The sequence below is a fragment of the Paenibacillus sp. B2(2019) genome (genome assembly GCF_008370385.1).
Taxonomy (GTDB): domain Bacteria; phylum Bacillota; class Bacilli; order Paenibacillales; family Paenibacillaceae; genus Paenibacillus_AQ.
This window is the reverse complement of the sequence record NZ_VTZR01000024.1, coordinates 106,155-128,561: the sequence shown is the minus strand read 5'-3', so window position 1 is coordinate 128,561 and position 22,407 is coordinate 106,155. Positions and strand designations below refer to the sequence as shown.

Genomic DNA, 22,407 nt, shown 5'->3' with positions numbered 1-22,407 from the left:
CTAAAAGCTTCTATATCTATAAATCATTTTTATATTAGATATTATAAACATTAATTTTACTTATATCGCTCTAAAAGGGTATAGTAATATAGGGTTTATAACCATTACTTATATATAGAGTATACCCTTATAAGAGGAGAGATCATATTGGAAAGAGTAGTTGGAACAGTGGTACGTGGACTCCGCGGGCCTATCATTAACAATGGGGATAACATTGAAGAAATCGTAGTGCAAACGGTATTGAATGCAGCAACAGTCGAAGGTTTCTCGATCGAGGATCGTGATATTGTAACCGTAACGGAATCCATTGTGGCTCGGGCACAAGGAAACTATGCGACAATTGATAATATTGCTGCTGATATAAAGGCAAAATTCGGTGAAGAAACTGTGGGTGTTATTTTCCCTATCCTTAGCCGTAACCGATTTGCTAACTGCTTGCGTGGAATTGCCAAAGGAGCAAAAAAAGTAGTCTTAATGCTAAGCTATCCATCTGATGAAGTGGGCAACCATCTTGTAGACATCGACGAATTAGATGCTAAGGGCGTTAATCCATGGACGGATGTGTTAACAGAGGCTCAATTCCGTGAGTTTTTCGGCTATATTAAGCACCCATTCACAGGTGTTGACTATATCGAATATTATAAAGGTTTGATTGAAGCTGAAGGTGTGGCTTGCGAAGTCATCTTCTCCAACAACCCAAAAACCATTTTAAACTATACAAAAAATGTATTAACTTGCGATATTCACACTCGCTTCAGAACCAAACGCATTCTCACAAACAACGGTGCTGAAAAAGTATTTGGCTTGGATGATATTCTTACACAATCCATTGATGGCAGTGGCTTTAACGAAGCTTATGGTCTGCTTGGATCCAATAAAGCAACAGAAGAAAGCGTAAAACTATTTCCAAACAACTGCCAACCTATCGTAGATGGTATCCAAGCAAAAATCAAAGAAATTACAGGTAAAACTGTAGAAGTTATGGTTTATGGCGATGGAGCATTCAAAGATCCAGTCGGTAAAATATGGGAACTGGCAGATCCAGTTGTATCCCCTGCTTACACTGCCGGACTTGATGGAACACCAAATGAAGTGAAATTGAAATATTTGGCCGATAACAACTTCTCTCATCTTCGTGGTGAAGAGCTGAAACAAGCCATTTCTAAATACATCCAGAATAAAAATGATGACCTGGTTGGTGCGATGGAAGCACAAGGGACTACTCCTCGTAGATTAACGGACCTGATTGGTTCATTATCTGATTTGACTTCTGGTAGTGGCGATAAAGGAACACCGATGATTTATATTCAAGGTTATTTCGATAACTATACAAAATAGGATGAATACAAAAAGGGAGTCTCGTAAATGAGGCTCTCTTCTTGCTATCTGGGGTATAATAAAGCAAACAGCGGTAAGCGGAGGATCCTATGAACATAAGAAGGATTAAATATTTTATTGATCTCGTTGAATGCAGAAATTTTACCGAAACAGCTAAAAAGAACTATGTATCGCAGACCACCATTAGTCAACAAATCGCCGCGCTTGAAGAGGAATTCAACATTCAATTGATTGACAGAAAGCAGATCCCTATCGAACCAACCAAAGCCGGATGGCTTTTCTATGGCGAAGCTCTCATTCTATGGAAACAATATAACCATATGAAGATGAGCATGGAAAACTTTCAAAAATATAATACACAATCCCTGAGTATCGAATATGCGGCGATGACGGATATCCAAAGTTTGTTGAAATTGATTCCCTCATTTCAGGATCATCATCCGAATATTAAGCTGGAACTGAATAAAGTATTGCTAAAAGATATTGCAGAATACTTGCAAAAGGGGATCTACGACATAGCTATTGCCTTTGACTCCGAGTTTCAGGGAAAAGAGGACATTGTAACCTATCCCTTATATAAGGGACGTTATTGTGCGGCTGTGAGTCATCACCATCCTCTTTTTCATCATGAATCGATCGCCAAAGAGGAGTTATATGAACATCCACTAGTCATGCTGAATCCAACAGCTATTGGAAACTCTTATCATCTAATGATCCAGCATGCAATTGAAGACGGTTATCAGCCTAACATCCTTCGAACCGCAGACGATGTGGAGACTGAATTGTTTTATATCATCACGGAGAATTTGATTGGTTTTTTTCCGGATAACTATCAGCTCGCCTATCTTCAAGATAAAGTCCGGTTAATCCCATTAGATGATTCACACCATACCTTTGCAATCGAAGCAGGATATCTTAAAAACAATACCAACCCTGCCCTGCCCTCCTTCCTTCAGCAAATCCACATTGGTTTTAGCAATCGACCATAAGTTTTATGTGTTAGACTATGTTCTTTTTTTCACATACTATAAGGATATAAATTATATCCACAAGGAGTGACGATGATCATGGGTAAATTATTGTTGACGGGTGTCGATGGAAATCTAGGGAAACAAGCTGGAGAATATTTGTTGAAACTGGTAGATAAAGACCAAATCATTTTTTGCGCCTACGATCCAGCATGTTTGAAAGAATATGCGGAACAAGGGATTGAAACACATGTGACCAACTTTAATAACAAGGAAGGCCTTGTCGAAGCTTTTGCTCATGCTGATAAACTTGCTCTGATCTCCATGCCTTTTGTTGGGGAGAAACGTCAAAATGCACACAGAAATGTGGTCGATGCTGCCAAAGAAGCCGGAGTCAAACAGATCATTTATACTTCTCTAGTAAATGCGGCTGATGAAACCAATCCAAGCGTTGAGAAAATTGATCATATTTATACTGAACGTTATGTTCAAAGCGTGGGTTTAGATTATATTTTCCTTCGTAATTCCCAATACGCGGAAGCGATGATTACCAATTACTTCACTTATGTGAAGGGTGACGGGGTATTAACAAACAATCAGGGTGACGGTAAAATGGCTTATATCTCGCGGAAGGATTGTGCAAAAGCCGTTGCTCATGCCCTAGCCTCCAAAAATTATCATGAAGCGATCCTTGATATCAATGGACAAGAATTAATGACGATTACTGACTTCATTAAGATCGGGAATGTAGTAACCGGTAATCATATCACCTACAAAGAAAATACGGATGAAGAGAATTATGCCGTATTCGAAGCCATGGGTGTGCCTAGAACTACCGACGGTGCATTTAAAGAAGGTTCCGAAGCACCCTTTTCTTCCGAAGGCATGGTTACTTTTGGACAGGCTATCCGTGAAGGGAAAATGGATATTTTCACAGACGACTTTAAAAATTTGACGGGGCAAGAGCCACTGACCGTGAAATACATGTTTGAACATGCCGATGAATTTCAGGTTGGCGAAAGACATTCTAAAGACAATTAATAAGTGGCACCTCATACCTCTTAGACTAAATCACCCCTGTTTAATAAACGGGGGTGATTTCTTTTATGCTGAGGATGGCATAAAAACAACCCGTTTTCCAAGGTCAGAAGGAGCATTCCAAGCTTCCTCTACTTACTGAACACACACAATTTTCTGCCATTGCAACCACAATCGTGGGCAACTCAACAAGTGCCCCTAGTTAATAATTCCAAATTAATTCTCTGTCTCTCTGCTCCGTAAAGCTCAATCATATGCTCGCCCTGGAGATAATTAGGGAATTCCTCCCTTATTATCAGAGGATTCTGGTCATCAGACTAATAATTAGGGAATTCCTACCTGAAATTCGACTGATTTGACGGTAAATCTTGATTTCACTCTGTTTTTTAGGGAGGAATTCCCTGATTCCATTCATTTAAAGCAATTATCGGCTTTTATTAGGGAGCTTTTCCCTAATTACTCACAATCCACTGGTATAGTGACAGCACGCCAAGTAAATCCATGTACACTCTTTAAATCAAAATACACCTTTAACCGTACGGATGAACATCCGAATGGTTAAAGGTGTATTGTCTCTGTCTACTTTTTAATTAGAGTTAATTCCAGATCTCTTCAGCAATCTCTTTAATATAAGCAAGCTTGCGCCATTGCTGCTCTTCTGTAAGGTGGTTACCTTCTTCCGTGGAAGCAAAGCCGCATTGCGGGCTCAGGCAAATCCGGTTTAGATCGACATATTGCTTCGCTTCCTCAATACGTTTTAGAATATCTTCCTTACTCTCCAGCTCACCAAATTTGGAAGAGAATAGGCCAAGCACGACCTGCTGATTGTCTTTTAGGAAGCGTAATGGTTTGAAGTCACCTGCACGTTCAGTATCAAACTCCAGATAGTAACCTGAGTAGTTATTGATGTTCAGAAGTGTTTGCGCGATAGGTTCATAACCTCCGCCTACTCCAGCATAAGTAGAAACATAATTGCCTCGGCATACATGTGTCGTTACAACGAGATCTTCCGGCAGACCGGACACCACTTCTTCATTCAACTTCGCAAGCTCGTTCGCATATTCAGCTACATTCACACCAACCTGATTCATAAATGCTATAAACTGTTCGTCACACAGTGCTCCCCACGTGCAATCGTCGATTTGAATGCTGCGGCAGCCCGCTGCATAAAAGGCAAGAATTGACGCTTTGTATGCTTTGGCAATATCCGAAATTAGCTCTTCACGATTCGGGTATAATTCATTCGTGCTTTCCTTATTTTCTACCCGATCCAGCTCAAACAGGAATTGCGCTGCTGCAGGAATCGATTGACGCGCAACAACATCCTCACCAGCAGCGCCTTTTAAGAATTCATAATGCGCTACAAAAGGGTGGCTGCTGTAGCTTATTTTTCCGGTCAGTCGTGCGGTTTCTGGTCTGGATTCTGCTCCATTAAATTGGTAGCCTTGATCAATAATGGTCCGCTCTACACCATCAAAGCCCCAGAAGAAGTCGAGATGCCACCAAGAGCGGCGGAATTCGCCGTCGGTTACAGCTTGAAGACCAACCTCTTTTTGTTTTTGCACGAGCTTCACAATCTCGTCGTTCTCTATTTCCTTCAACTGCTCGGCAGTAATTTCGCTGTTTTTGAATTTCAATCTAGCCTCTTTCAACGCCTGAGGGCGCAGGAAGCTGCCAACAATATCATATCGAAATGGAGTAACGGTTCGCTTTTTAGGTTCGGTTTGAGTGCTCATATATTAATCTCCTCGTGAACAAATTATTAAAATTAATATAGCATATCCGATTGCCTATACCGTTACACCAATGAGTTATGGCAGGTTATAAGTATTAGCTATACCTAATAAATAAACGATTGTGTGTGCTAGTATTGCCCCAGAAGCCCCTTCTTCATGGCTATTTTCTCACAGCGATCAAACACAACGAGCCCTAGAATCAAATAAACTAGCGAATTTAATATTAATACGCCATAGTCAGATAAAGATAGATCCGTTAACGTTAGATTCTCCAGCATCACCGTTCTTACCATATTCACGCCTTTAACGAATGGGGCAAAAGCTAAAAACGGAGCTACAGTGATCGGAACAAATACAAGTCCCATCAAGACAAATTGGAAAATCTGTAGAAATGCTTGAATTTGTTTCACAATAATAGCCAAACCAGCAATCATAAAACTAACGCCTACCATGCTTATCATAGTAACTATAATGATTGGGATCGTTGTCATGGGATTAAGACTCAACCATTGTCCCGAGGTTAGCATCGCACCAAACAGCAAGAGAATCATAATGACGGACTGTAAGCCCAATTGACTGACGATCCGCGTGAGCATAATTTTCCACACACCCATGGGAGACATATATAACTGCTCTAACGTTCCACGCGTCGCTTCTGTGATTACCGAATAACCAATAAAGTTCATCGTCATCATCGTTAAGCTCCAAAAGACTACACTTACAATTGAATATTGGACATTCGTATCAAAACTAGCTGGATCTCCTATGAACATAATTCCAAAAAATGCAGCCAGAAATATAATATAAAAAGTGACTACTAATGCAATCGTGTTCGGTAAATATCGTTTCAACTCAATATATTCCTTACGAAAATTAGCATTAAATAAATGGAGCCATTTCATGAGTCTTACCTCCCTTCACAATCTGAATAAACACTTGTTCAAAATCAATGGTTATTCGATCAATACTTTCCACCATCGTTCCTTCCTCTTTCAGAAGATCGAACAACTCGTAGATATCCTGACCATGCTCTAAATTCACTTCCACGATCGTTTCATGAGAGCTTGCTTTATAAGTACTTAAAGGGAATATACTCAACAGTTTATTCTCCTGTTCAGGGCTTAATTGCTCACCTAATTTAATGGAATATGCCCTTGTTTCAAATAACTTAAGTAAATTCTCCACCCTGTCGTCAATCACAACCTCACCTTTGTTAATGATAATGGCACGGTCACACAGCTCCTGAACGACAGGCATATCATGTGAGCTAATAATGATCGTACGTTTCTCTTCCCTCACTATCGTTTTTAGAATATTTCGTAATTCATAACTAACCTCAACATCCAAACCGAGCGTTGGCTCATCCAGCAAGATGACATCCGTATTAGCTAATAACGCCACAGCGATTGCCAGCTTTTGTTGCATCCCCCGAGATAATCCATTAACCAGCTCATTCTCCTTTTCTTTAAGGTTGAATTGCTCTAATAATTTATCTGTCTGATCGGCAATTTGCTTCCGAGAGTACCCCCGGTTACCTGCAAAATATTCTAAATTTTCCCGAACCGTAAGACGCCAATATAAATTCCGGTTCCCTTCTAATACAGCACTAATATGCTCTAGCGCTTTGAGTCTCTTCTTACAAATATCTAAGCCATTAATGGATATAGAACCCCCATCCGATTCTAACAAACCACAGAGCATCTTTATTGTTGATGTTTTCCCAGCACCGTTGGGGCCTAGTAAACCGAGAACCTCTCCACGATTTACATGAAAAGAAACATCACGAACGGCATGTATTTTCTCTTTCGTCTTTCTTTTCTCGTAGACCTTGCTAATCCCCCGTACTTCTATAATTTTCTCCACCTTATAACCATCCTCTCCCGTACGATTTAAAAGAGTGATTCCATTGTTAAATTTATTTTATTTTAGTATCTAAATTTAGATAACTGGCTCCAGATGGATACTTTCTCCGTCTGAGGAATGAGATTTGGGGATGGCGCATGTTTATACAAGTACGACAAAGAGACACAGCTCTTGAGATGTGTCTGGAATCTTATTTTCTTCACGAAAAAAACTAATACTAAGGCTTGCTGAACATTCAAATTTCTCAGTACTAAAAAAGCTGTGTGTTAATAATAAGGGGTGAGATTTTAATAAAAATCGCCCTCTTTCATCTTGCTGATTAGACAAGATAAGGAGAGCGATCTTTTATATTACCATGCACGTTATTATCCGAAAATGCGCTTAATTCCTCTAGCAATTTCGTTCATACAATCCTCTGCTTGTGGGTAAACGCCGATTTTATCCATGAACGCGTGGTCCATTCCATTATATCGGATATACTGTGTATTAACGCCTGCACGTTGTAGTTTTCTAGCGTAGGCTTCACACTCAAGTGTCAAATAATCATACTGTGCAGTAATAATTAACGTGTCAGGCATACCGCTTAAATCTTCTACTAATAAGGGAGAAGTATAGGCGCTTGTTGCAGGAATCTTACCTTGTAAATAAATATTGTCCAGCATAGCCGTCATATCACCCATACCCATTAATAGTCCCTTGATCAGCTCATGATGATTGTTAATCGTGTACTCTTCGATATTCCATTCGAAATCATCCGTTGCTGCCCCAGCCATGTTCACCGTCGGATAAAGCAAAGCCTGGAATTTAATCATACCTGTTCCTAGATCTCTATCCTTCATCGCGCATACTGTTGATAAGTTCCCACCTGCGCTATCGCCACATACTGCGATTTGATTCGGATTTACATTCAGTTCTGCTGCATGCTCATATACCCAGGTAACAGCATCAAAGCAATCGTTTAATCCTGCAGGGAACGGATGCTCAGGTGCAAGGCGGTAATCCACCGAAACAACAACTGCATTTGCTTTCTCAGCAATTGCTTTACAAGGATTCTCCACTACATCCAAAGTACCTCCCAGGAAACCACCACCGTGGAAGAAGACTACCGCCGGGACATTCGAGCCTTCAGCTGGAGAATAGATCCGAACTGGGATAGAGCCCTCTGAACCTTCTATATCTCTCGATTCTGTACGAATATCCGTTGTTGTTACATCTGTATTCGGCGAGCCCATCATTGCACGCATCCCCTGAACCATTGCCATTAAATCGAACTCTCCCTCAGGTGGCTTGCCCATCGCAGCCATCTTTTCAGCACTTTCGATTGTTGTCTGCAAAACACGAGCGTCCATTTCTCCCTCAGCATCTGAATCTGGAAGCTTTTTAATTATCATATCTAGACCTTTGACGTTCTTAACCTCTGTCCGTCTCTCTAGTTCCGCCAACAGATTTTCATATAGATATTTTTCCATGATGTCCTTCATCTCCCTAGTTAAATTCTTAGGTTTAATTAAATAATTCTTATTTAGGCTCCAATTCCCGGGCCTCTACGAGCTTTCAAGTCACTAATCATTTGGGGCTCATCTTTATCTAGCTTATAGAACAGGAATAATAGAATAACAACGACATTCGCAATTAAGGGTAACCATACAAAATTGAATTCAATTGCTAGCAAAGCCGATGGCGCTTGCGCTTGATTCGGTACATATTTCCCTAGCGCTAGAACCCAAGCTGCAATCGCACCCCCGAGCCCCATTCCGAACTTAGCACCAAAACTACTTGCGGCAGATAGTAAGCCCGGTGCCCTTACTCCTGATTTCCATTCTCCATAATCAATCGTGTCAGCAATCATCGCGAACAGTAGACCAAATGCAAAGCCCCCACCAAAATTACTGATTATGACACCCGTTAATGCAAGTGGAACAGACATCATCTGTGCACCTAGATAGATAATGACTTGCCCCACAATACCAATGATCATCCCCGTAAAGACTACATTGCGTTTACCTAATTTCTTACTAAAATAAGGAACTAGTATAATCGCAAGCAACATTAGAACGTTAAGGCCATTAACAAGCGGAATTAAGTCTTCTCTACCTAGGTTATATTTAAAGTAATAAATTGTAGCAGGACCCTTTGCTGTAACTCCGATAAATACGAACAGGCCAGTAGCCAAAAGGATCCACCAAGGTGTGTTCCCTTTAATTGCCTTTATTCCTTCTTTAAAAGGGACGGGACGATTGCCTTCAACTTGAACACGTTCCCTTACATTTTTAAATGTAATCAAGAAAAATACGACTGCTACACCAGCATAGATCATCATCGTTAACATAAAACCCTGTTTTTGATCGCCTTTTCCTAACGCATCAACAAGAGGCAGTGTCGCAATACTGACAAATATAGCTCCTACTTGCGCCAGAATCATACGAACCGATGACACTACCGTTCTTTCCTGTGAATCACTTGACATGCTTGGCAAAATCGAAGTGAGTGGCAAGTTAATACCTGCGTATAAAACATTCAGTAGAATATAGGTAATATACGCGTAAGCCAATTTTCCTGTATCCCCGAAATCCGGCGACAGGAACGCAAGAATTGCAATTGCCGCGAACGGAATCGATAACCAAAGAAACCAGGGTCTGGATTTCCCATATTTCGAAGTCGTGCGGTCAATTAAGACTCCAAATATCGGTCCGTCGAACGCATCAATAATTCTCGCTAAAAGGAATAAGGTTCCTACAGCTGCGACATTCAACCCATATACATCCGTGTAGTAAAACATTAAATATAAGGTAACCGTCTGGAAAATAAGATTAGAAGCCGTATCTCCTAGACCATAACTAATTCTTTCTTTCCATGAAACTTGTTTATTCATACATGTACCCCCTGTAAATATCATGGTAAGGAAGCTTCGACTAACCGTATTGTAATCCCTTACATTTGTGATTATAGACAATTTTCATCCATTCAACTTTCCGTTTCTTAATCAAAAATAGACCAAATTTCGTGATTTTTATAATTAGTAAATTAAGCGCTTTCAATAAAATCATAAAAAAAGGTTGACCCAAATCCATGAAATGGATGCTAGGGTCAGCCTATTAGATTTCATTTAAAAGCACTATGCATCATACACAGGCCATAGTTCATATAATCGAACTTCATGAGGGTTTAATTTACATTTAATATCGAGCGAACTTTGGATATCAATCGTCTTCCTCACTTGATTGGGTACAGCCTTACGATTCAAATAGGCCACTTCATCTGCATCAAGTGAACTTGGAGCACCCATCTCAAGCCATGTATCATAGGCGCTGCCGTGATCCCGATTTATCGTAGTTTGACGAAGCTTGTATACACCACTTGGTATTCCTTGGATCACAAAACTCATCTCTAAATTATTCGTGTCTCTGAAGACGTGATATCGATTCAAAGCGTCAATTCCTAGTGAATCAGACGTACCATACAATCGATCAAAATGACAGTAATGGTAAACCATCAATTGATAGCCTTGCGACGATTTTGTGAGACAATATCCAGCGCCAAGCTCCATTAGGCGATCACCAAGCTTGCCTAACAACTCATAAGCATAATAACCTGGCTTTAGAATTCCATTGCTCGTAACTAAGCCCAATCCACCATGAAAGGGTTCCTCTGCTGGCGGCAGCTCCTCCAGTAAGTCCGTCAAGGACCAGTAAGCTAAGCTCTGCAGTTCATCTAAATTCTCTAGTACATTCTTCACAATATAGGCTGCTTTATAACAGGTATCGTTCGTCAAATCGCGGTGAAATGGTGTTGAATTCCATTCCGTTACTTGAACATCAGGCAGTTGCGAGAGCTTTGCTTTCAGTTTATCTTTTAACAAATGAATCGTTTCATTCAAATAATTATCGTTACTTAAATGTATCCAAGATATTGGTTTATCTACTACTCGCTGCTCTCGTACTGGATAACTGTGGAACGAAATAACATCGGGAATACAATGATTTGTGATACAGAAATCTAAATAATGATCTAACCAAGACTCTTGATATACCGTTTCTGAAAAAAGATCTGGACCCCCCATTTGAAATTTAGGGCAGCTAGCTTTAACAGCTTGATAAGTCTGAATATACATTTCGCCATAATCTTCGAACGCATCTGGCCAAAAAACTTGCAAATCAGGTTCATTCCAGCAAGCAAAATACCAATGCTTCATCTCTTCTTCGCCATAACGGTTTTTGCAGAACAAAAGTAATTGCTCCACGAGCTTTCTCCACTTCCCTATGTCCTTGGGTTTACTCAGATTACTCTTCTTATAGAAGAAAGAAGACTCACTACTCGCTAAATCTTTAGGCATGAAGCCAAACTCAATATAAGGACGAAGTCCAATGCTTCGTATGAAATCTATTAATTGTCCGACATAGAAGAAATTAAAAATCGGATTGCCTTGTGCATCCTCACGATAAACCATCATCTCATCATCAAATATCCCATGAAACCTAATATGACTAAACTGGACCTTTTCCTGAATCAACTTTAAATGCGTTTGCACTTCACTCATTAAAATTTCCTTCGCCTTGCTTATCGTACATATTTTTCGCCAATAAGGTTTAATCAACGTACTCTTACCGGAGAGCTGCACCCTAATTTCTTTTGTGACTACACCTTTATCAAGCGTCTTATCGGCTGTTTGCTGATCAGGTGAAGGCAAATACTTGAACAAAGCCTCATACGCATTCTCACGATCAAAATCCAAGTAAGTTGCATAATCATTTGAAGGCAGGTTCTCATGCTCCTCATATCTTTGCAAATCCTTACGGTATTGAATCGGTGTTATTTTATAAACTTCCTTAAACACCTTGTGAAATGATTTTAAACTCGGAAATCCATGGTCCATAGCAATTTGAGTAATGGAATGATCCGTGTAAGTGATATCTCTGACAGCATGCTTCAATCGAAGCTGATTGACATACTGACTAAAGGACTTCCCCATACTTTTCTGAAAAAAACTAGACAAATATGGAACCGATAAGTGTTCCTGCTCCGCAATATCGAACAAGCTAAGTGATTTCATATAGTTGCCTTGGATGTAGTTCACGATACTTAACATACGCTCTGTGTACTTCGAACCAATTCGACTACTATTATCTTCGCGACTCTCTCTGAATTTCCAAAGCAGTACGTAAATTAGCTCGAATAGTAACGACTTTATTTTGAGCTCATAGCTATAATTTTCTTTGTTATATACCCACATCATTTCGGCTAATAAAGAGCGAATTTCATTAAATTTTTCTTGCTCTTCCTCTCCATATAGAAAGGATTTGCATAGGAACCTAACTTGATCGATATCTGCAAATTCAGTTTTAATAAATGAAATGGGAATCTGCAAGGCAAGCACCAAATTATTCTCATGGGATTGAATGGAATGAATTTCATTGCTGTTGATGATCAAGACATCCTCTTCTTGTAGGGTAAATCTTTTCTTTTCAATATAGACATCGACTTTCCCTTTGAGAACGAACAGTAACTCAATGCTGTCATGCCAGTGGTCCTCCACAAATTGCGCATTATGAAGAAATATATTAATTGGCAAATCATTGTTCATTTGAATGCTTTCATAAATGTAATCCAAAGCCACCGTTCACCTCTCTTCATCCTAGCATTATACTCCGCAAATACATTTTTATATAATAGCTTTTATTAATTTGGATACATAAGTACATCTCCCATTCAAACGAAACACGAAAAAATAAGCCTTAATTTTGCTTAAAAAATGGATATTTTGAATTTAAGGCCCTCGATATAATTACAATGTTAACGCTTTCAAAATAGATAGTAAAGGGGATATGTATATGAACAAGAGTTTATCTAAGTTATTTACTGTCATGATGGCTTTCTTTGTTTTAAGTTCATTTAGTGTAGGCAATGTCGGTGCAAATGCAGATAATACCGCTAAAAAGGAAGATCAAGATCAAGGGATTACTTTCTATCTGGTACGGCATGGAGAAACGATATTTAATGTACAAGAACGTATGCAAGGGTTCTCCGACTCTCCTCTAACAGAGAAAGGAATTGAAGTAGCCGAGAATCTAGGCAGAGGCTTGAAGAACATTCCGTTCGTTGCCGCGTACAGCAGTACGAGCGAACGGGCAAGCGACACGGCCGATATCGTTCTTGAAGGCCGCAATCTCAAGCTGATCAAAGACAAGCGGTTGAGAGAAATCAATTTCGGTGACTTGGAAGGCGCTTATCAAGCAGATGTTATGAAGCATACAAATGTTGCTTCGTTCCAGAAACTCGATTACACCTCGGTGAACGGCGAGAATATGCAAGGCGTGTTCGAGCGGGCTAAAGCATCGCTGGATCAAATTGTTGAAGCAAACAAAACAAAAGGCGGGAATGTGCTTGTCGTTTCGCATGGCATCACCATTCTCGATTTGGTCATGGGTCTCGACCCGAAAGCCTGGGATATGAGCAAGGGCGGCTTGCCGAATTCCAGCGTAACGAAGATTCAGTGGAAAGACGGCAAATACACGGTGCAAAAAGTCGGCGATCAGAGCTATGCGGAAAACGGCCAAAATAAGCTCACGTTCTACTTCGTTCGTCACGGCGAAACGCTGTTTAACGTGCAAAAACGGATGCAGGGCTTCTCGGATGCTCCGCTCACGGAAGAAGGCATCAAGGTAGCCGAGGATCTGGCACGAGGCTTGCATGACATTCCGTTCAGCGCAGCATACAGCAGCTCGAGCGGACGTGCGGTAGATACGGCCGATACCATTTTGGAAGGCCGAAACATGATTCTGAAAACGGATAAGCGCTTGAGAGAAATGAACTTCGGTGACTTGGAAGGCGCTTATCAAGCAGATATTATGAAGAATTCAAACGTTGCTTCATTCCAGAAACTCGATTACACCTCAGTGAACGGAGAAAACATGGCTCAGGTTTTTGCCCGGATGAAAGCGGCAGTAGACCAGATCATTGCCGATAACCAAGGGTCGAAAAAGAATATCATAGTCGTTTCCCACGGCATCACCATTTTGGATTTGGTCATGGGGCTTGACCCTAAAGCCTGGGATATGAGCAAAGGCGGTTTGCCGAATTCCAGCGTAACGATCGTGGAATGGGAGAACGGCAAGTTTACGGTAGGAAAAGTTGGCGACACCAGCTATTTGGAAAAGGGCAAGGCACTTTCACATTAAGAAGTAGAACTGGTGCACACCTGTGTGCATAAGACAGGTGTGCACCAAATTAAAGGGAGGGGGCAGCAAGACTGCCCCCTCCCTTTACCCTTCCATCTTTTTGGGCATATTAGTAATGGCAGTTGTTATTCCAACAGTTATCTTTTAATTCGTTAGGAGAATATAAAATGAAAAGATTAGATAATAAAGTGGCTATTATTACAGGTGGGGCTTCCGGTATTGGTGAAAGCATGGCAGATCTGTTTGCTCAAGAAGGCGCTATCGTTATTGCCGCAGATATCAATGAGGCAGCGCTAGAGAAAGTAAACCAGAAACAGAATGTTTATGGAATGAAATTGAATGTTGCCTCAGATGAGGATTGGAAAGTGCTGGCAAAGGAAGTACATGATCGTTTTGGTAAGATTGATATTCTTGTCAATAACGCAGGCATCTCTTCTGAAAAGCCATTTGATCAAATCGATATTGAGGATTGGCAGAAAATCAATTCCATCAATGGCTATGGCCCGTTCGCTGGGATTAAACATATCGCGCCTTATATGGCAGCTCAAAAGAAAGGTTCGATCATCAATATTTCTTCTTATACAGCTCTGATCGGTCAAGGCTTTAATCACTACTCGGCATCCAAAGGCGCAGTTCGCGCATTATCTAAAGCGGCTGCTACAACCTTCGGCCGTCAAGGCGTACGGGTAAACACTCTATTCCCTGGAATTATTGAAACGCCAATGACTCAAGCTTTAAGTACTTCAAAGGACTTGCTAGACCGATTGATTCAGGCAACACCTTTGCAGCGTTTGGGTCAAGCCATCGATATTGCCCAAGCGGCGCTGTTTCTGGCAACAGATGAATCTTCGTACATTACAGGTTCGGAAATAGTCATCGATGGAGGATTCTCAGCTCAATAACGATAATGACAGCCCTCAAGTTAAATGAGGGCTGTCATTTTTTCATTACAAGGCCATTAGAAGATCCATATGAGTAAGAAAATAACTGCAATTATTGCCACCACGATGAACAGATTGGTTACCTCGCTCCAAAATCCAGGAACACCTTGTGTGTGATATTTTTGCGCATTGACATCATGGTTTGCTTTATGACCGCCAGGGTCCGTCACATTTGGATTAGGTCCTGGATCAAAAAAGTCAGACATAGAAATCAACACCTTTCTCGATTATAAACATATTATACCAGTTAATTCCCTTTTTAAAAATAATCTCCTTTGCTCAATTCATTTGAGAATAAAAATAAGGTAAGTGTTTCTTTGATAGAGCTTTTTCGATTAGTTCTTGATCGTAGCCATATTTTTGCAATGCAGTAATAATCGCTTGTGTCCTGTCTGATCGTTGTCTTCTTAAATTAGATTCTAGCTGTATTTCTAGAGGAGCCGTAGGAATAGTGTACCGTCCGATTGTCACATTCCTAAAATGATTCCAAATGAATTGTCCACCTTCCCATATCCCATCACCGTCCATAGAATCAGGAATTCCCGCTGAATTGGAGATATGAACAACTTCCACTTTAAACCCATCGATGATCCAACTCCCCTTTGTCCATGAGAAGCCCGAAGAAAAGGTCTGAGTGTATGTAGGTTCTTCTAAAGAGGATAACCAGTTCTCCCCATGAGGGAATTCACATTTATCCAGCAAGGAATATTCCTTCAGAAGTTCTGCAAATTGTGCAATCCCTTCTTTATTTTTTGTATAAATATCAACGTCTCCCGGAGTCATTTCACAGCCCTGTAAAACCGAACCCACCGAGCCCACCAAGATCCATTCTAATTTCGAATTCACTTCCGATGAAAAATAAAGCTCACATACCTTTGACAATGCTGTTTCCCAGCTATTCATAATTCCACCCCAAATTGACTAGTAAGTTCGAGTACATGAAACCTTAATAACCTCAGATGCGTTAAAGAACTATACAAATTCACAGGAGGTTTTTAAATGAGATACAGTGCTGCAGGCGCGCGAATAACCTGTCCTTGTTGTCAAAACGATACCTTTCATCTGGATTATAAACTGCTTAACACAAGCGGAGCATCCTTTCTAGGATTTGACTGGGCGAATAAAAACGCTGCTATACTTATTTGTAAGAGATGCACCCATATCTCATGGTTTATGGAAGAACCAACATCAGATAATTAAACACTACCAGATTTTTCTACATCTTCATTATAAAATATTTCTATAGACTATGCGTCCTTGAACTGGATGCAATTGTTCTTTTGCATCCAGTTAAATACCTCTAGATACCCATCCCCAATTGTCTTAAACCTCTTTGGATAACGATCCGAAATATTCTACAACTACCTCACGAAATTCCAAAGCAGCCCGAGAAATGTACCGACTCTTGTGCCATATTAGAGCAATTTCCCGTACCAATTCGTGATTCTCTATTTGGAGATATTTGATGTCTTCCCGTGAATTTCTTGCTGTACTTGGTATGAAGGCAAGACCAATCTCAGCTTCCACAAGAGTGATTAACCTTGCAGGTTCATCCCCCTCATACACATATTTAGGCGTAAATCCAACCGATTGGCACACAGAGTCTATTAAATCCCGAGTTCCATAACCACTCTTAACCCCGACGAACCATTCATCTCTCAGCTCTATCAAAGATACGCTGCTTCGATCTGCCAACCGATGCCCCTTAGGAACCGCTACAAGGATTGGGTCGATAAATACGACTTGGCATTCGATGTCGTCCCCTTCTAAAGGGGGTGAGGACAAGCAGAAATCCACCTCTCCTTTATTCAAAAGTGTAACCATTTCCTTCGTAGTCAGCATCTGCACATGAAATTGAATATCAGGTCGCTTTTTTCGAAACTCGCGAAGGATATTGGGTAATGTACTGGCGGTGGTCACTGCTAATTCAAGCGTGTTATGTTCCGGGTGAGATAAATCACTAAGCTCCTGCTTCCCCTGCTCCAATTCAAACAAAGCTCTTTCTGCACGGCGAAGGAATCTGCTTCCGAACTCATTCAGACGCAGGTTCCGCCCTACTCGATCGAATAAAGGGACTCCTAGATCCTCCTCCAAGCGCTGTATTGTTTTGCTAAGTGATGATTGAGTAACGTGCAGATTTCGCGCAGCTTCAGTCACATGTTCCAACCGAGCTACCGCGAGAAAATATTGCAGCTGTAGAAGTTCCATTTCGCACCCCATTCATTCCTTTAAGTCAATGAGAATATAACATAAAATGCGTTGGAATGAATAATTAAAATCAAGTAGGATGACATTATTACGCTTTAGGGGGACCCAAAATGAGTGCTCGGAATTGGTGGTTAATGATTTCAGTGGGTCTAGGGATACTATTGAACCCATTAAATTCTTCAATGGTTTCTGTTGCTATTCCAAGATTGCAAAATGTATTCCAACTTGACTATACAGGTGTTTCCTGGATTATTTTTTCTTTCTACATTGCTAGTAGCATCGCTCAACCCGTCATGGGAAAGGCCAGCGATTTATTTGGTAGGAGGAAGATATTTCTTACCGGGCTTGTAGTAGCCTTCATTGCCTCATTATTAGCTCCATTCGCACCAAGCTTCGCGTGGCTCCTCGTGTTCCGCATTGTGCAAGCCATTGGAACAAGCATGATGGTTGCCGTTGGGATGGCTATAGTGCGAATTCATGTAACGGAAAGACAAGCGACAGCGCTGTCTGTTTTGTCCATCTTCCTATCTGGTGCGGCAGCCATTGGACCCTTTATTGGAGGGGTTATCATACACTGGTGGGGCTGGCCCGCTATCTTTTTCGTCAATATTCCATTTGTGGTAGTGAGCTTTCTATTGTCTTGGAGAAATATCCCTAAGGAAAACTCGTCATTAACCGTTGCACCGGGCATGTCTCTTCGCAAATGGTTCGTTTGGATAGATGGATCAGGGATTCTGCTCTTCACAATGGGTCTGGTTGCCCTGCTCATTGGATTGCTCTCAGCAAAATCATCCGGGCACATTGCTTTAGGAAATGTCATTGTTTCACTGATAGGACTCGCTCTGCTAGGGGTGTTCGTACGACATGAGTTAAAAGCGACTTCGCCTTTTATCCCTTTACGCACATTTGCTAAATATCCTGCAATGACATGGGTTAATGTGGAATTCATGCTCGTTAATGTACTCTTTTACTCACTCTTTTTCGGAGTTCCGTCCTACTTGCAAATGGTTCGCCATGTCAGCGAGTATCAAACAGGGATACTTATGCTAACCTTAGGCCTATGCTCTTTAGTTACTTCTCCAATAGCAGGACGATGGATCGATAAATCCGGACCAGGACCGGCACTACTAGTGTCTGCAATATTGATGACTGCGGGATCGGTATGGCTCGTGACATTGAATCAATCTTCACCGGTTATTAGCGTGTGCCTGGCTTTGGCTGCATTCGGGATTAGCAATGGGTTGAATAATGTAGGTATGCAAGCAGCTTTATTCCAAAGTTCACCCAAGGAAATGATCGGCGTAGCATCCGGTTTATTTAATACTTCAAGATATTTGGGAACCATTCTCTCTTCCTTGTTGATAGGCATCGTAATGAGAGGCAAGTTCAGCTTTGAGGGATTTCAAGTACTTGGGATTATTCTCACGATCATTGCATTGTCTTTGGTATTCATGAGTCGGCGGCGCCGGAAGTCAGGGGAGTTGCAGGAATTGTGAAGAGTCTATTAAATAAATCTTAACTACGATACATTTGGAAGCTTCTCCATCCCTCTGTTTCTGTGAATAAATAATCGGGCGGGGGATAGCAAGTAGACAACACTAATCAATCCAAACAAACAGGCACTGACTTGAAAAGGCAGCAATTGATTTCCTGAGCTTCCCAGCCAGCCTCCAATTAGCGGACCAATAACCACCCCTAAACCCTCTATGGAAAACAATAGTCCCCAGCTGATCCCTACAGAATCTTCGGGAATGTAACTGGCCATTAAAGCATTCCAAGAGGGAAGCAAAGCAGCATAAGCACACCCTAGCAGAAGCGAGAGCCCAATGGCGGCGGAGAAGGAATTAATAGAAGTTAAGCCGAACAAGGCAACCGCAAATACGCCGAACCCAATGACAAGGAACCACTTCCCTCCGACTTGATCAAACCATTTTCCCATGGGCACAAGAAATAGAACTACGCCTGCTCCTCCCATAAATAACACGATAGACAGCTGAGAATGGGAAAGACCCAGATGCGAAATAGCAAAGCTTGTTAGAAAAGGGACTAGTATCCCACCCGCTGTAGTCTGCAGCAGCATGCCAGGGACCAGAAATCCTCCCTTTTTCACTTTGTTCCATAGAGATACAAACTGCTCACCTACGGATATATTCACACTCTGCACTGAGACCTTGTTCATCTTTACAAGACCTACCATGATCCAGCCCGCTACGAAAAATAATCCAATGACAGCAAGGGACAGTGACAGCCCACCACCAATTAATAAATTCATCATTACGGGACCCAGACCTAGACCAGCCATCCAGTATACGTACAAGGTTCCCATCTGTTGTGCTCGTTTTTCCTCTGATACCTGGCTCATACATAGGATCCAGATCGGTGAGAATCCAGCACCCAAGCAAGCAGAGGCTACAATAAGCATCCACGGACTATGCGTTGTCATCATCAATAACAGTCCAACGAACCCAAGAAAGAACCCTCCATGAAGCACGGTACGCCCAGGATATCTATCCAAGAGATAGCCGATGAAGCTTTTGATCAAGCTGTCCGTTAAATAGTGTACGGAGACCGCAATGCCAACTACTGACGTTGTAAGCCCCCAGCTCGTCAATATATAAATGGGTAAGAACGTGATTAGGACAGCCCCTCTTATCCACTCTATAAAAAAGAGAATCATTGCGAGGCGGGTAAACGTCTGCTGTTGTCTTTCTTTGTTCCTAATAATATCCATGAATCGTCTTCGCCTGCCCTTCAACAAGCATGGATTTTGCTGCGGGAACAGAGGGCTGACGCAAATTAATAGCCTCTAAAGCTTCAGTAACGATAGCATCCGAGGCTGATTTCCGCGAAAAGACCTTCATATGCCGTTCCCTTTCATCTCTGTACGCCATATGCTCCAATCGCTGGAGCTGCTCTACTAACTGCTCCTCATTTCGTGCAATCTCTATCAAATGCTGCCCAGATAACCATTCTGCATTACCTGCCTCCTGACCCGGGAGTGGTCGATAGACGATAACTGGAAGTGTTTGAGCCATCGCCTCAGTCAAGGTAATCCCGCCAGCCTTGGTCAATAGACAGGAAGCTATGCACATCAGTTCCTGCATTTCTTCGGTATATCCCAAAATGTGAACTCGAGGGTTCTCTTGAAAAAGCTCCCCCGTAGCTTCTCGAAGCTTATGATTATTCCCGCACAATACGATGACATCGAAGCTTGATTGAAGCAGTACTCGTTTTATTAAACCGCCAATGTCACTTAATACGCCGTAAGCTCCTGCCGCTAGTAATAGATATTGACGATTTCCGTTTAACCCATGTTTGCGCAAAAGCGCTTCACGATCCTGAGACTGTTCAAAAGCCTCGCGAATGGGAATCCCACTGACCACAAGCTTCTCTTCAGCGATCCCTGCTGACATCAGAGTCGCCTTCATGCTTTCTGAAGCGATAAAATATTTCGTCGTTCGTGGGTGAAGCCACCTGCCATGAACTACATAATCCGTCATAACCGTGAACAGAGGTATTCGACTTCCTGTTGTTGAAGCAAGTTCAGCAGCAGCCAAATAAGGAAAGGTATGAATAATAATATCCGGCTGTATCTCGTCGATGATCCTTTGTACTTTTCGCTTGCCCATAGAATGGATGAGTCTACCCATGAACTGCTCTGGTCTCATCTTGCTCGTCATTGTGTACAAGAATCCATAAAATTCTTGCGTATACCCCGTGTTGTTTAAATAGAACCTTCGGGATAGCTCATTCAAGGTAGGGTGGACTGCAGCGAATAGATCCAGAGTTGTAATCCGACTAATCCCCCGACGTCTAAATGAATGTTCGATGGCCTCAGCCACTTTCATATGCCCGTCCCCAAATGCCGACGTAACAATAAGTACTTTAGGATCTGTGTTCATGACAAAGCTCCTTTTTCTCACGGCCTCCTTTAACTTTAACTCTGAATCGTAAACTGATAGTGAAGGGATTCTTAACTGAATATTAATTTCAATATTTTCTAAAGAGAGACCTCGTCGCAGCCAGTTTTTGCCCACAAAAAAACGATGACCTATGTCAAATAGCCAATAGTCATCGTTGTTGTACGCTTACTATGATTAAATACTACCTCTCGTGCACAATAATCCCTTTAGAAACACGCAGTTTCGGATATTCGCCCATGATTTCCGGTATATCTTTCAGCGAAAACTGATGGCTAATGAACGACTCAATCTGAACGATCCCCTTCTCAATTAACGCAATCGATTCCTCATGGGTATATGGATTAATGAAAGAACCCATGATGTTCAACTCTTTTGTAAAAATTTCAAATGGTGAAACTTGAATCAACGTGTCGGGAGAAGCAACACCGAACATTAATACTTGTCCACCCTTACGTGGTGCCTTAACCGCTAACTCCATGGAATCCGCCCGGCCTACACATTCGATCACAATATCAAATTGATGATGGAGAGCTTCCATCACACCTTCTGCTGCAGGAGATACGGCTTCATCCGCACCTAATTCGACTAATCGGTCATGTTTGAACACTTCTGGCTCACTGACAATAATCCCTTTAACACCCGCAGCCTTGACGAGCTGCAAGAACAATTGACCAATAAAACCTCCGCCGATAATCAGGACTTGGTGTGCCTTACGGATATCCAGCTTCTTATAACCGTGAAGTACACAACCTAAAGGTTCAATCATCGCCCCTTCGATCCAGCTCATTTCATCAGGTAGCAAGTAACAGTTCGCTACAGGAACAACACAATACTCGCCCATGCCACCGTCACGAGTCACTCCAACAGCCTGCAAGTTATCGCATAAATGTACTTTTCCATTCCGGCAAAAATAACAGTTTCCACAATAGATGTTCGGATCAACCGATACACGGTCCCCCACTTGTAAGGTCGTAACCTCATCACCCACAGCCACTATTTCGCCCGCAAGCTCATGTCCTAACACAATCGGAGCTGTCACCTCCGCAGACCCTGGGTATCCATGATAAATATGCTGATCTGTACCACAGATCCCGCAGCATTTCACACGAAGTTTAACTTCTTTGGAGCCAACAGCCGGAGCTTCCCAGTCCTTAAATTCAATATGCTTAGTTCCTTGAAATACAGCCGCCTTCATCTTAACTCATCTCCTTAAATCC

Annotated in this window: 18 protein-coding genes; 6 read left to right on the top strand and 12 right to left on the bottom strand. The window is 41.7% G+C overall.

Annotated features, from left to right (window positions below; translation table 11 throughout):
- The first annotated feature begins 147 nt into the window (after positions 1–147).
- The 3 genes from PAENI_RS21845 to PAENI_RS21835 all read left to right on the top strand — a co-directional run bounded on the left by PAENI_RS21845 (position 148) and on the right by PAENI_RS21835 (position 3,347).
- Positions 148–1,338 carry a coenzyme F420-0:L-glutamate ligase gene (locus tag PAENI_RS21845; protein ID WP_076300779.1) on the top strand — a complete coding sequence of 397 codons (1,191 nt, stop codon included), beginning with the start codon at positions 148–150 and terminating at the stop codon, positions 1,336–1,338.
- An 89-nt stretch (positions 1,339–1,427) separates the two neighbouring features.
- Positions 1,428–2,327: a LysR family transcriptional regulator gene (locus PAENI_RS21840; RefSeq protein ID WP_149646696.1), complete on the top strand. Its 900-nt coding sequence runs from the start codon at positions 1,428–1,430 to the stop codon at positions 2,325–2,327.
- A 78-nt stretch (positions 2,328–2,405) separates the two neighbouring features.
- Entirely contained in the window at positions 2,406–3,347 is a 942-nt protein-coding gene (locus PAENI_RS21835; RefSeq protein ID WP_149646695.1) for an NAD(P)H-binding protein, read from the top strand.
- Positions 3,348–3,940: 593 nt separating this feature from the next.
- Here PAENI_RS21835 and PAENI_RS21830 read toward each other — a convergent pair.
- From PAENI_RS21830 to PAENI_RS21805, 6 genes are all read right to left on the bottom strand, one after another.
- The gene (locus PAENI_RS21830) at positions 3,941–5,080 is read right to left on the bottom strand and encodes a 5-methyltetrahydropteroyltriglutamate--homocysteine S-methyltransferase (RefSeq protein WP_149646694.1); all 1,140 of its coding nucleotides are present in this window, start codon (positions 5,078–5,080) and stop codon (positions 3,941–3,943) included.
- A 128-nt stretch (positions 5,081–5,208) separates the two neighbouring features.
- Positions 5,209–5,982: an ABC transporter permease gene (locus tag PAENI_RS21825; protein WP_076284690.1), complete on the bottom strand. Its 774-nt coding sequence runs from the start codon at positions 5,980–5,982 to the stop codon at positions 5,209–5,211.
- Positions 5,960–6,943 (bottom strand): ABC transporter ATP-binding protein, encoded by a 984-nt coding sequence (locus tag PAENI_RS21820; protein WP_042190654.1) that lies wholly within the window; start codon positions 6,941–6,943, stop codon positions 5,960–5,962. The genes PAENI_RS21825 and PAENI_RS21820 overlap by 23 nt, the downstream gene beginning before the upstream one ends.
- Before the next feature lie 365 nt (positions 6,944–7,308).
- Positions 7,309–8,412: an alpha/beta hydrolase gene (locus tag PAENI_RS21815; protein WP_149646693.1), complete on the bottom strand. Its 1,104-nt coding sequence runs from the start codon at positions 8,410–8,412 to the stop codon at positions 7,309–7,311.
- Positions 8,413–8,465: 53 nt separating this feature from the next.
- Positions 8,466–9,815: a glycoside-pentoside-hexuronide (GPH):cation symporter gene (locus PAENI_RS21810; protein ID WP_149646692.1), complete on the bottom strand. Its 1,350-nt coding sequence runs from the start codon at positions 9,813–9,815 to the stop codon at positions 8,466–8,468.
- 243 nt (positions 9,816–10,058) lie between these two features.
- Positions 10,059–12,557: a GH39 family glycosyl hydrolase gene (locus PAENI_RS21805; protein WP_149646691.1), complete on the bottom strand. Its 2,499-nt coding sequence runs from the start codon at positions 12,555–12,557 to the stop codon at positions 10,059–10,061.
- Between the two features lie 214 nt (positions 12,558–12,771).
- Between PAENI_RS21805 and PAENI_RS21800 the strand changes: the two genes are divergently transcribed.
- A complete protein-coding gene (locus PAENI_RS21800) occupies positions 12,772–14,118 on the top strand; it encodes a histidine phosphatase family protein (RefSeq protein WP_149646690.1) in 1,347 nt (448 codons plus the stop codon).
- Between the two features lie 167 nt (positions 14,119–14,285).
- Positions 14,286–15,020 carry an SDR family NAD(P)-dependent oxidoreductase gene (locus tag PAENI_RS21795; protein WP_149646689.1) on the top strand — a complete coding sequence of 245 codons (735 nt, stop codon included), beginning with the start codon at positions 14,286–14,288 and terminating at the stop codon, positions 15,018–15,020.
- A 56-nt stretch (positions 15,021–15,076) separates the two neighbouring features.
- Here PAENI_RS21795 and PAENI_RS21790 read toward each other — a convergent pair whose 3' ends face one another.
- From PAENI_RS21790 to PAENI_RS21775, 3 genes are all read right to left on the bottom strand, one after another.
- A complete protein-coding gene (locus PAENI_RS21790) occupies positions 15,077–15,265 on the bottom strand; it encodes a hypothetical protein (protein WP_042190658.1) in 189 nt (62 codons plus the stop codon).
- A 73-nt stretch (positions 15,266–15,338) separates the two neighbouring features.
- On the bottom strand, positions 15,339–15,962 hold the full coding sequence (locus PAENI_RS21785; protein ID WP_149646688.1) for a nucleotidyltransferase family protein: 624 nt from the start codon (positions 15,960–15,962) through the stop codon (positions 15,339–15,341).
- Between the two features lie 420 nt (positions 15,963–16,382).
- Positions 16,383–17,267 carry a LysR family transcriptional regulator gene (locus tag PAENI_RS21775; RefSeq protein ID WP_149646687.1) on the bottom strand — a complete coding sequence of 295 codons (885 nt, stop codon included), beginning with the start codon at positions 17,265–17,267 and terminating at the stop codon, positions 16,383–16,385.
- A gap of 110 nt (positions 17,268–17,377) precedes the next feature.
- Here PAENI_RS21775 and PAENI_RS21770 point away from each other — a divergent pair, with 110 nt between their 5' ends.
- Positions 17,378–18,763 (top strand): MFS transporter, encoded by a 1,386-nt coding sequence (locus tag PAENI_RS21770; RefSeq protein WP_149646686.1) that lies wholly within the window; start codon positions 17,378–17,380, stop codon positions 18,761–18,763.
- Positions 18,764–18,786: 23 nt separating this feature from the next.
- On the opposite strand, the gene PAENI_RS21765 is transcribed toward PAENI_RS21770, so the two are convergent.
- The 3 genes from PAENI_RS21765 to PAENI_RS21755 form a co-directional block, all read right to left on the bottom strand.
- Positions 18,787–19,998, bottom strand: a complete 1,212-nt coding sequence (locus PAENI_RS21765; RefSeq protein WP_149646685.1) for an MFS transporter — start codon at positions 19,996–19,998, stop codon at positions 18,787–18,789.
- A complete protein-coding gene (locus tag PAENI_RS21760; RefSeq protein WP_149646684.1) occupies positions 19,985–21,169 on the bottom strand; it encodes an MGDG synthase family glycosyltransferase in 1,185 nt (394 codons plus the stop codon). Before PAENI_RS21760 ends, PAENI_RS21765 begins: the two co-directional genes overlap by 14 nt.
- 202 nt (positions 21,170–21,371) lie before the next feature.
- The gene (locus PAENI_RS21755; protein ID WP_149646683.1) at positions 21,372–22,385 is read right to left on the bottom strand and encodes a zinc-dependent alcohol dehydrogenase family protein; all 1,014 of its coding nucleotides are present in this window, start codon (positions 22,383–22,385) and stop codon (positions 21,372–21,374) included.
- Positions 22,386–22,407 lie beyond the last annotated feature (22 nt).

Coding starts and splice junctions, on each gene's coding strand:
- PAENI_RS21840 (WP_149646696.1), top strand. CDS start 1,428: ATGAACATAAGAAGGATTAAATATTTTATTGATCTCGTTGAATGCAGA.
- PAENI_RS21835 (WP_149646695.1), top strand. CDS start 2,406: ATGGGTAAATTATTGTTGACGGGTGTCGATGGAAATCTAGGGAAACAA.
- PAENI_RS21830 (WP_149646694.1), bottom strand. CDS start 5,080: ATGAGCACTCAAACCGAACCTAAAAAGCGAACCGTTACTCCATTTCGA.
- PAENI_RS21825 (WP_076284690.1), bottom strand. CDS start 5,982: ATGAAATGGCTCCATTTATTTAATGCTAATTTTCGTAAGGAATATATT.
- PAENI_RS21815 (WP_149646693.1), bottom strand. CDS start 8,412: ATGGAAAAATATCTATATGAAAATCTGTTGGCGGAACTAGAGAGACGG.
- PAENI_RS21810 (WP_149646692.1), bottom strand. CDS start 9,815: ATGAATAAACAAGTTTCATGGAAAGAAAGAATTAGTTATGGTCTAGGA.
- PAENI_RS21800 (WP_149646690.1), top strand. CDS start 12,772: ATGAACAAGAGTTTATCTAAGTTATTTACTGTCATGATGGCTTTCTTT.
- PAENI_RS21795 (WP_149646689.1), top strand. CDS start 14,286: ATGAAAAGATTAGATAATAAAGTGGCTATTATTACAGGTGGGGCTTCC.
- PAENI_RS21790 (WP_042190658.1), bottom strand. CDS start 15,265: ATGTCTGACTTTTTTGATCCAGGACCTAATCCAAATGTGACGGACCCT.
- PAENI_RS21785 (WP_149646688.1), bottom strand. CDS start 15,962: ATGAATAGCTGGGAAACAGCATTGTCAAAGGTATGTGAGCTTTATTTT.
- PAENI_RS21775 (WP_149646687.1), bottom strand. CDS start 17,267: ATGGAACTTCTACAGCTGCAATATTTTCTCGCGGTAGCTCGGTTGGAA.
- PAENI_RS21770 (WP_149646686.1), top strand. CDS start 17,378: ATGAGTGCTCGGAATTGGTGGTTAATGATTTCAGTGGGTCTAGGGATA.
- PAENI_RS21765 (WP_149646685.1), bottom strand. CDS start 19,998: ATGGATATTATTAGGAACAAAGAAAGACAACAGCAGACGTTTACCCGC.
- PAENI_RS21760 (WP_149646684.1), bottom strand. CDS start 21,169: ATGAACACAGATCCTAAAGTACTTATTGTTACGTCGGCATTTGGGGAC.
- PAENI_RS21755 (WP_149646683.1), bottom strand. CDS start 22,385: ATGAAGGCGGCTGTATTTCAAGGAACTAAGCATATTGAATTTAAGGAC.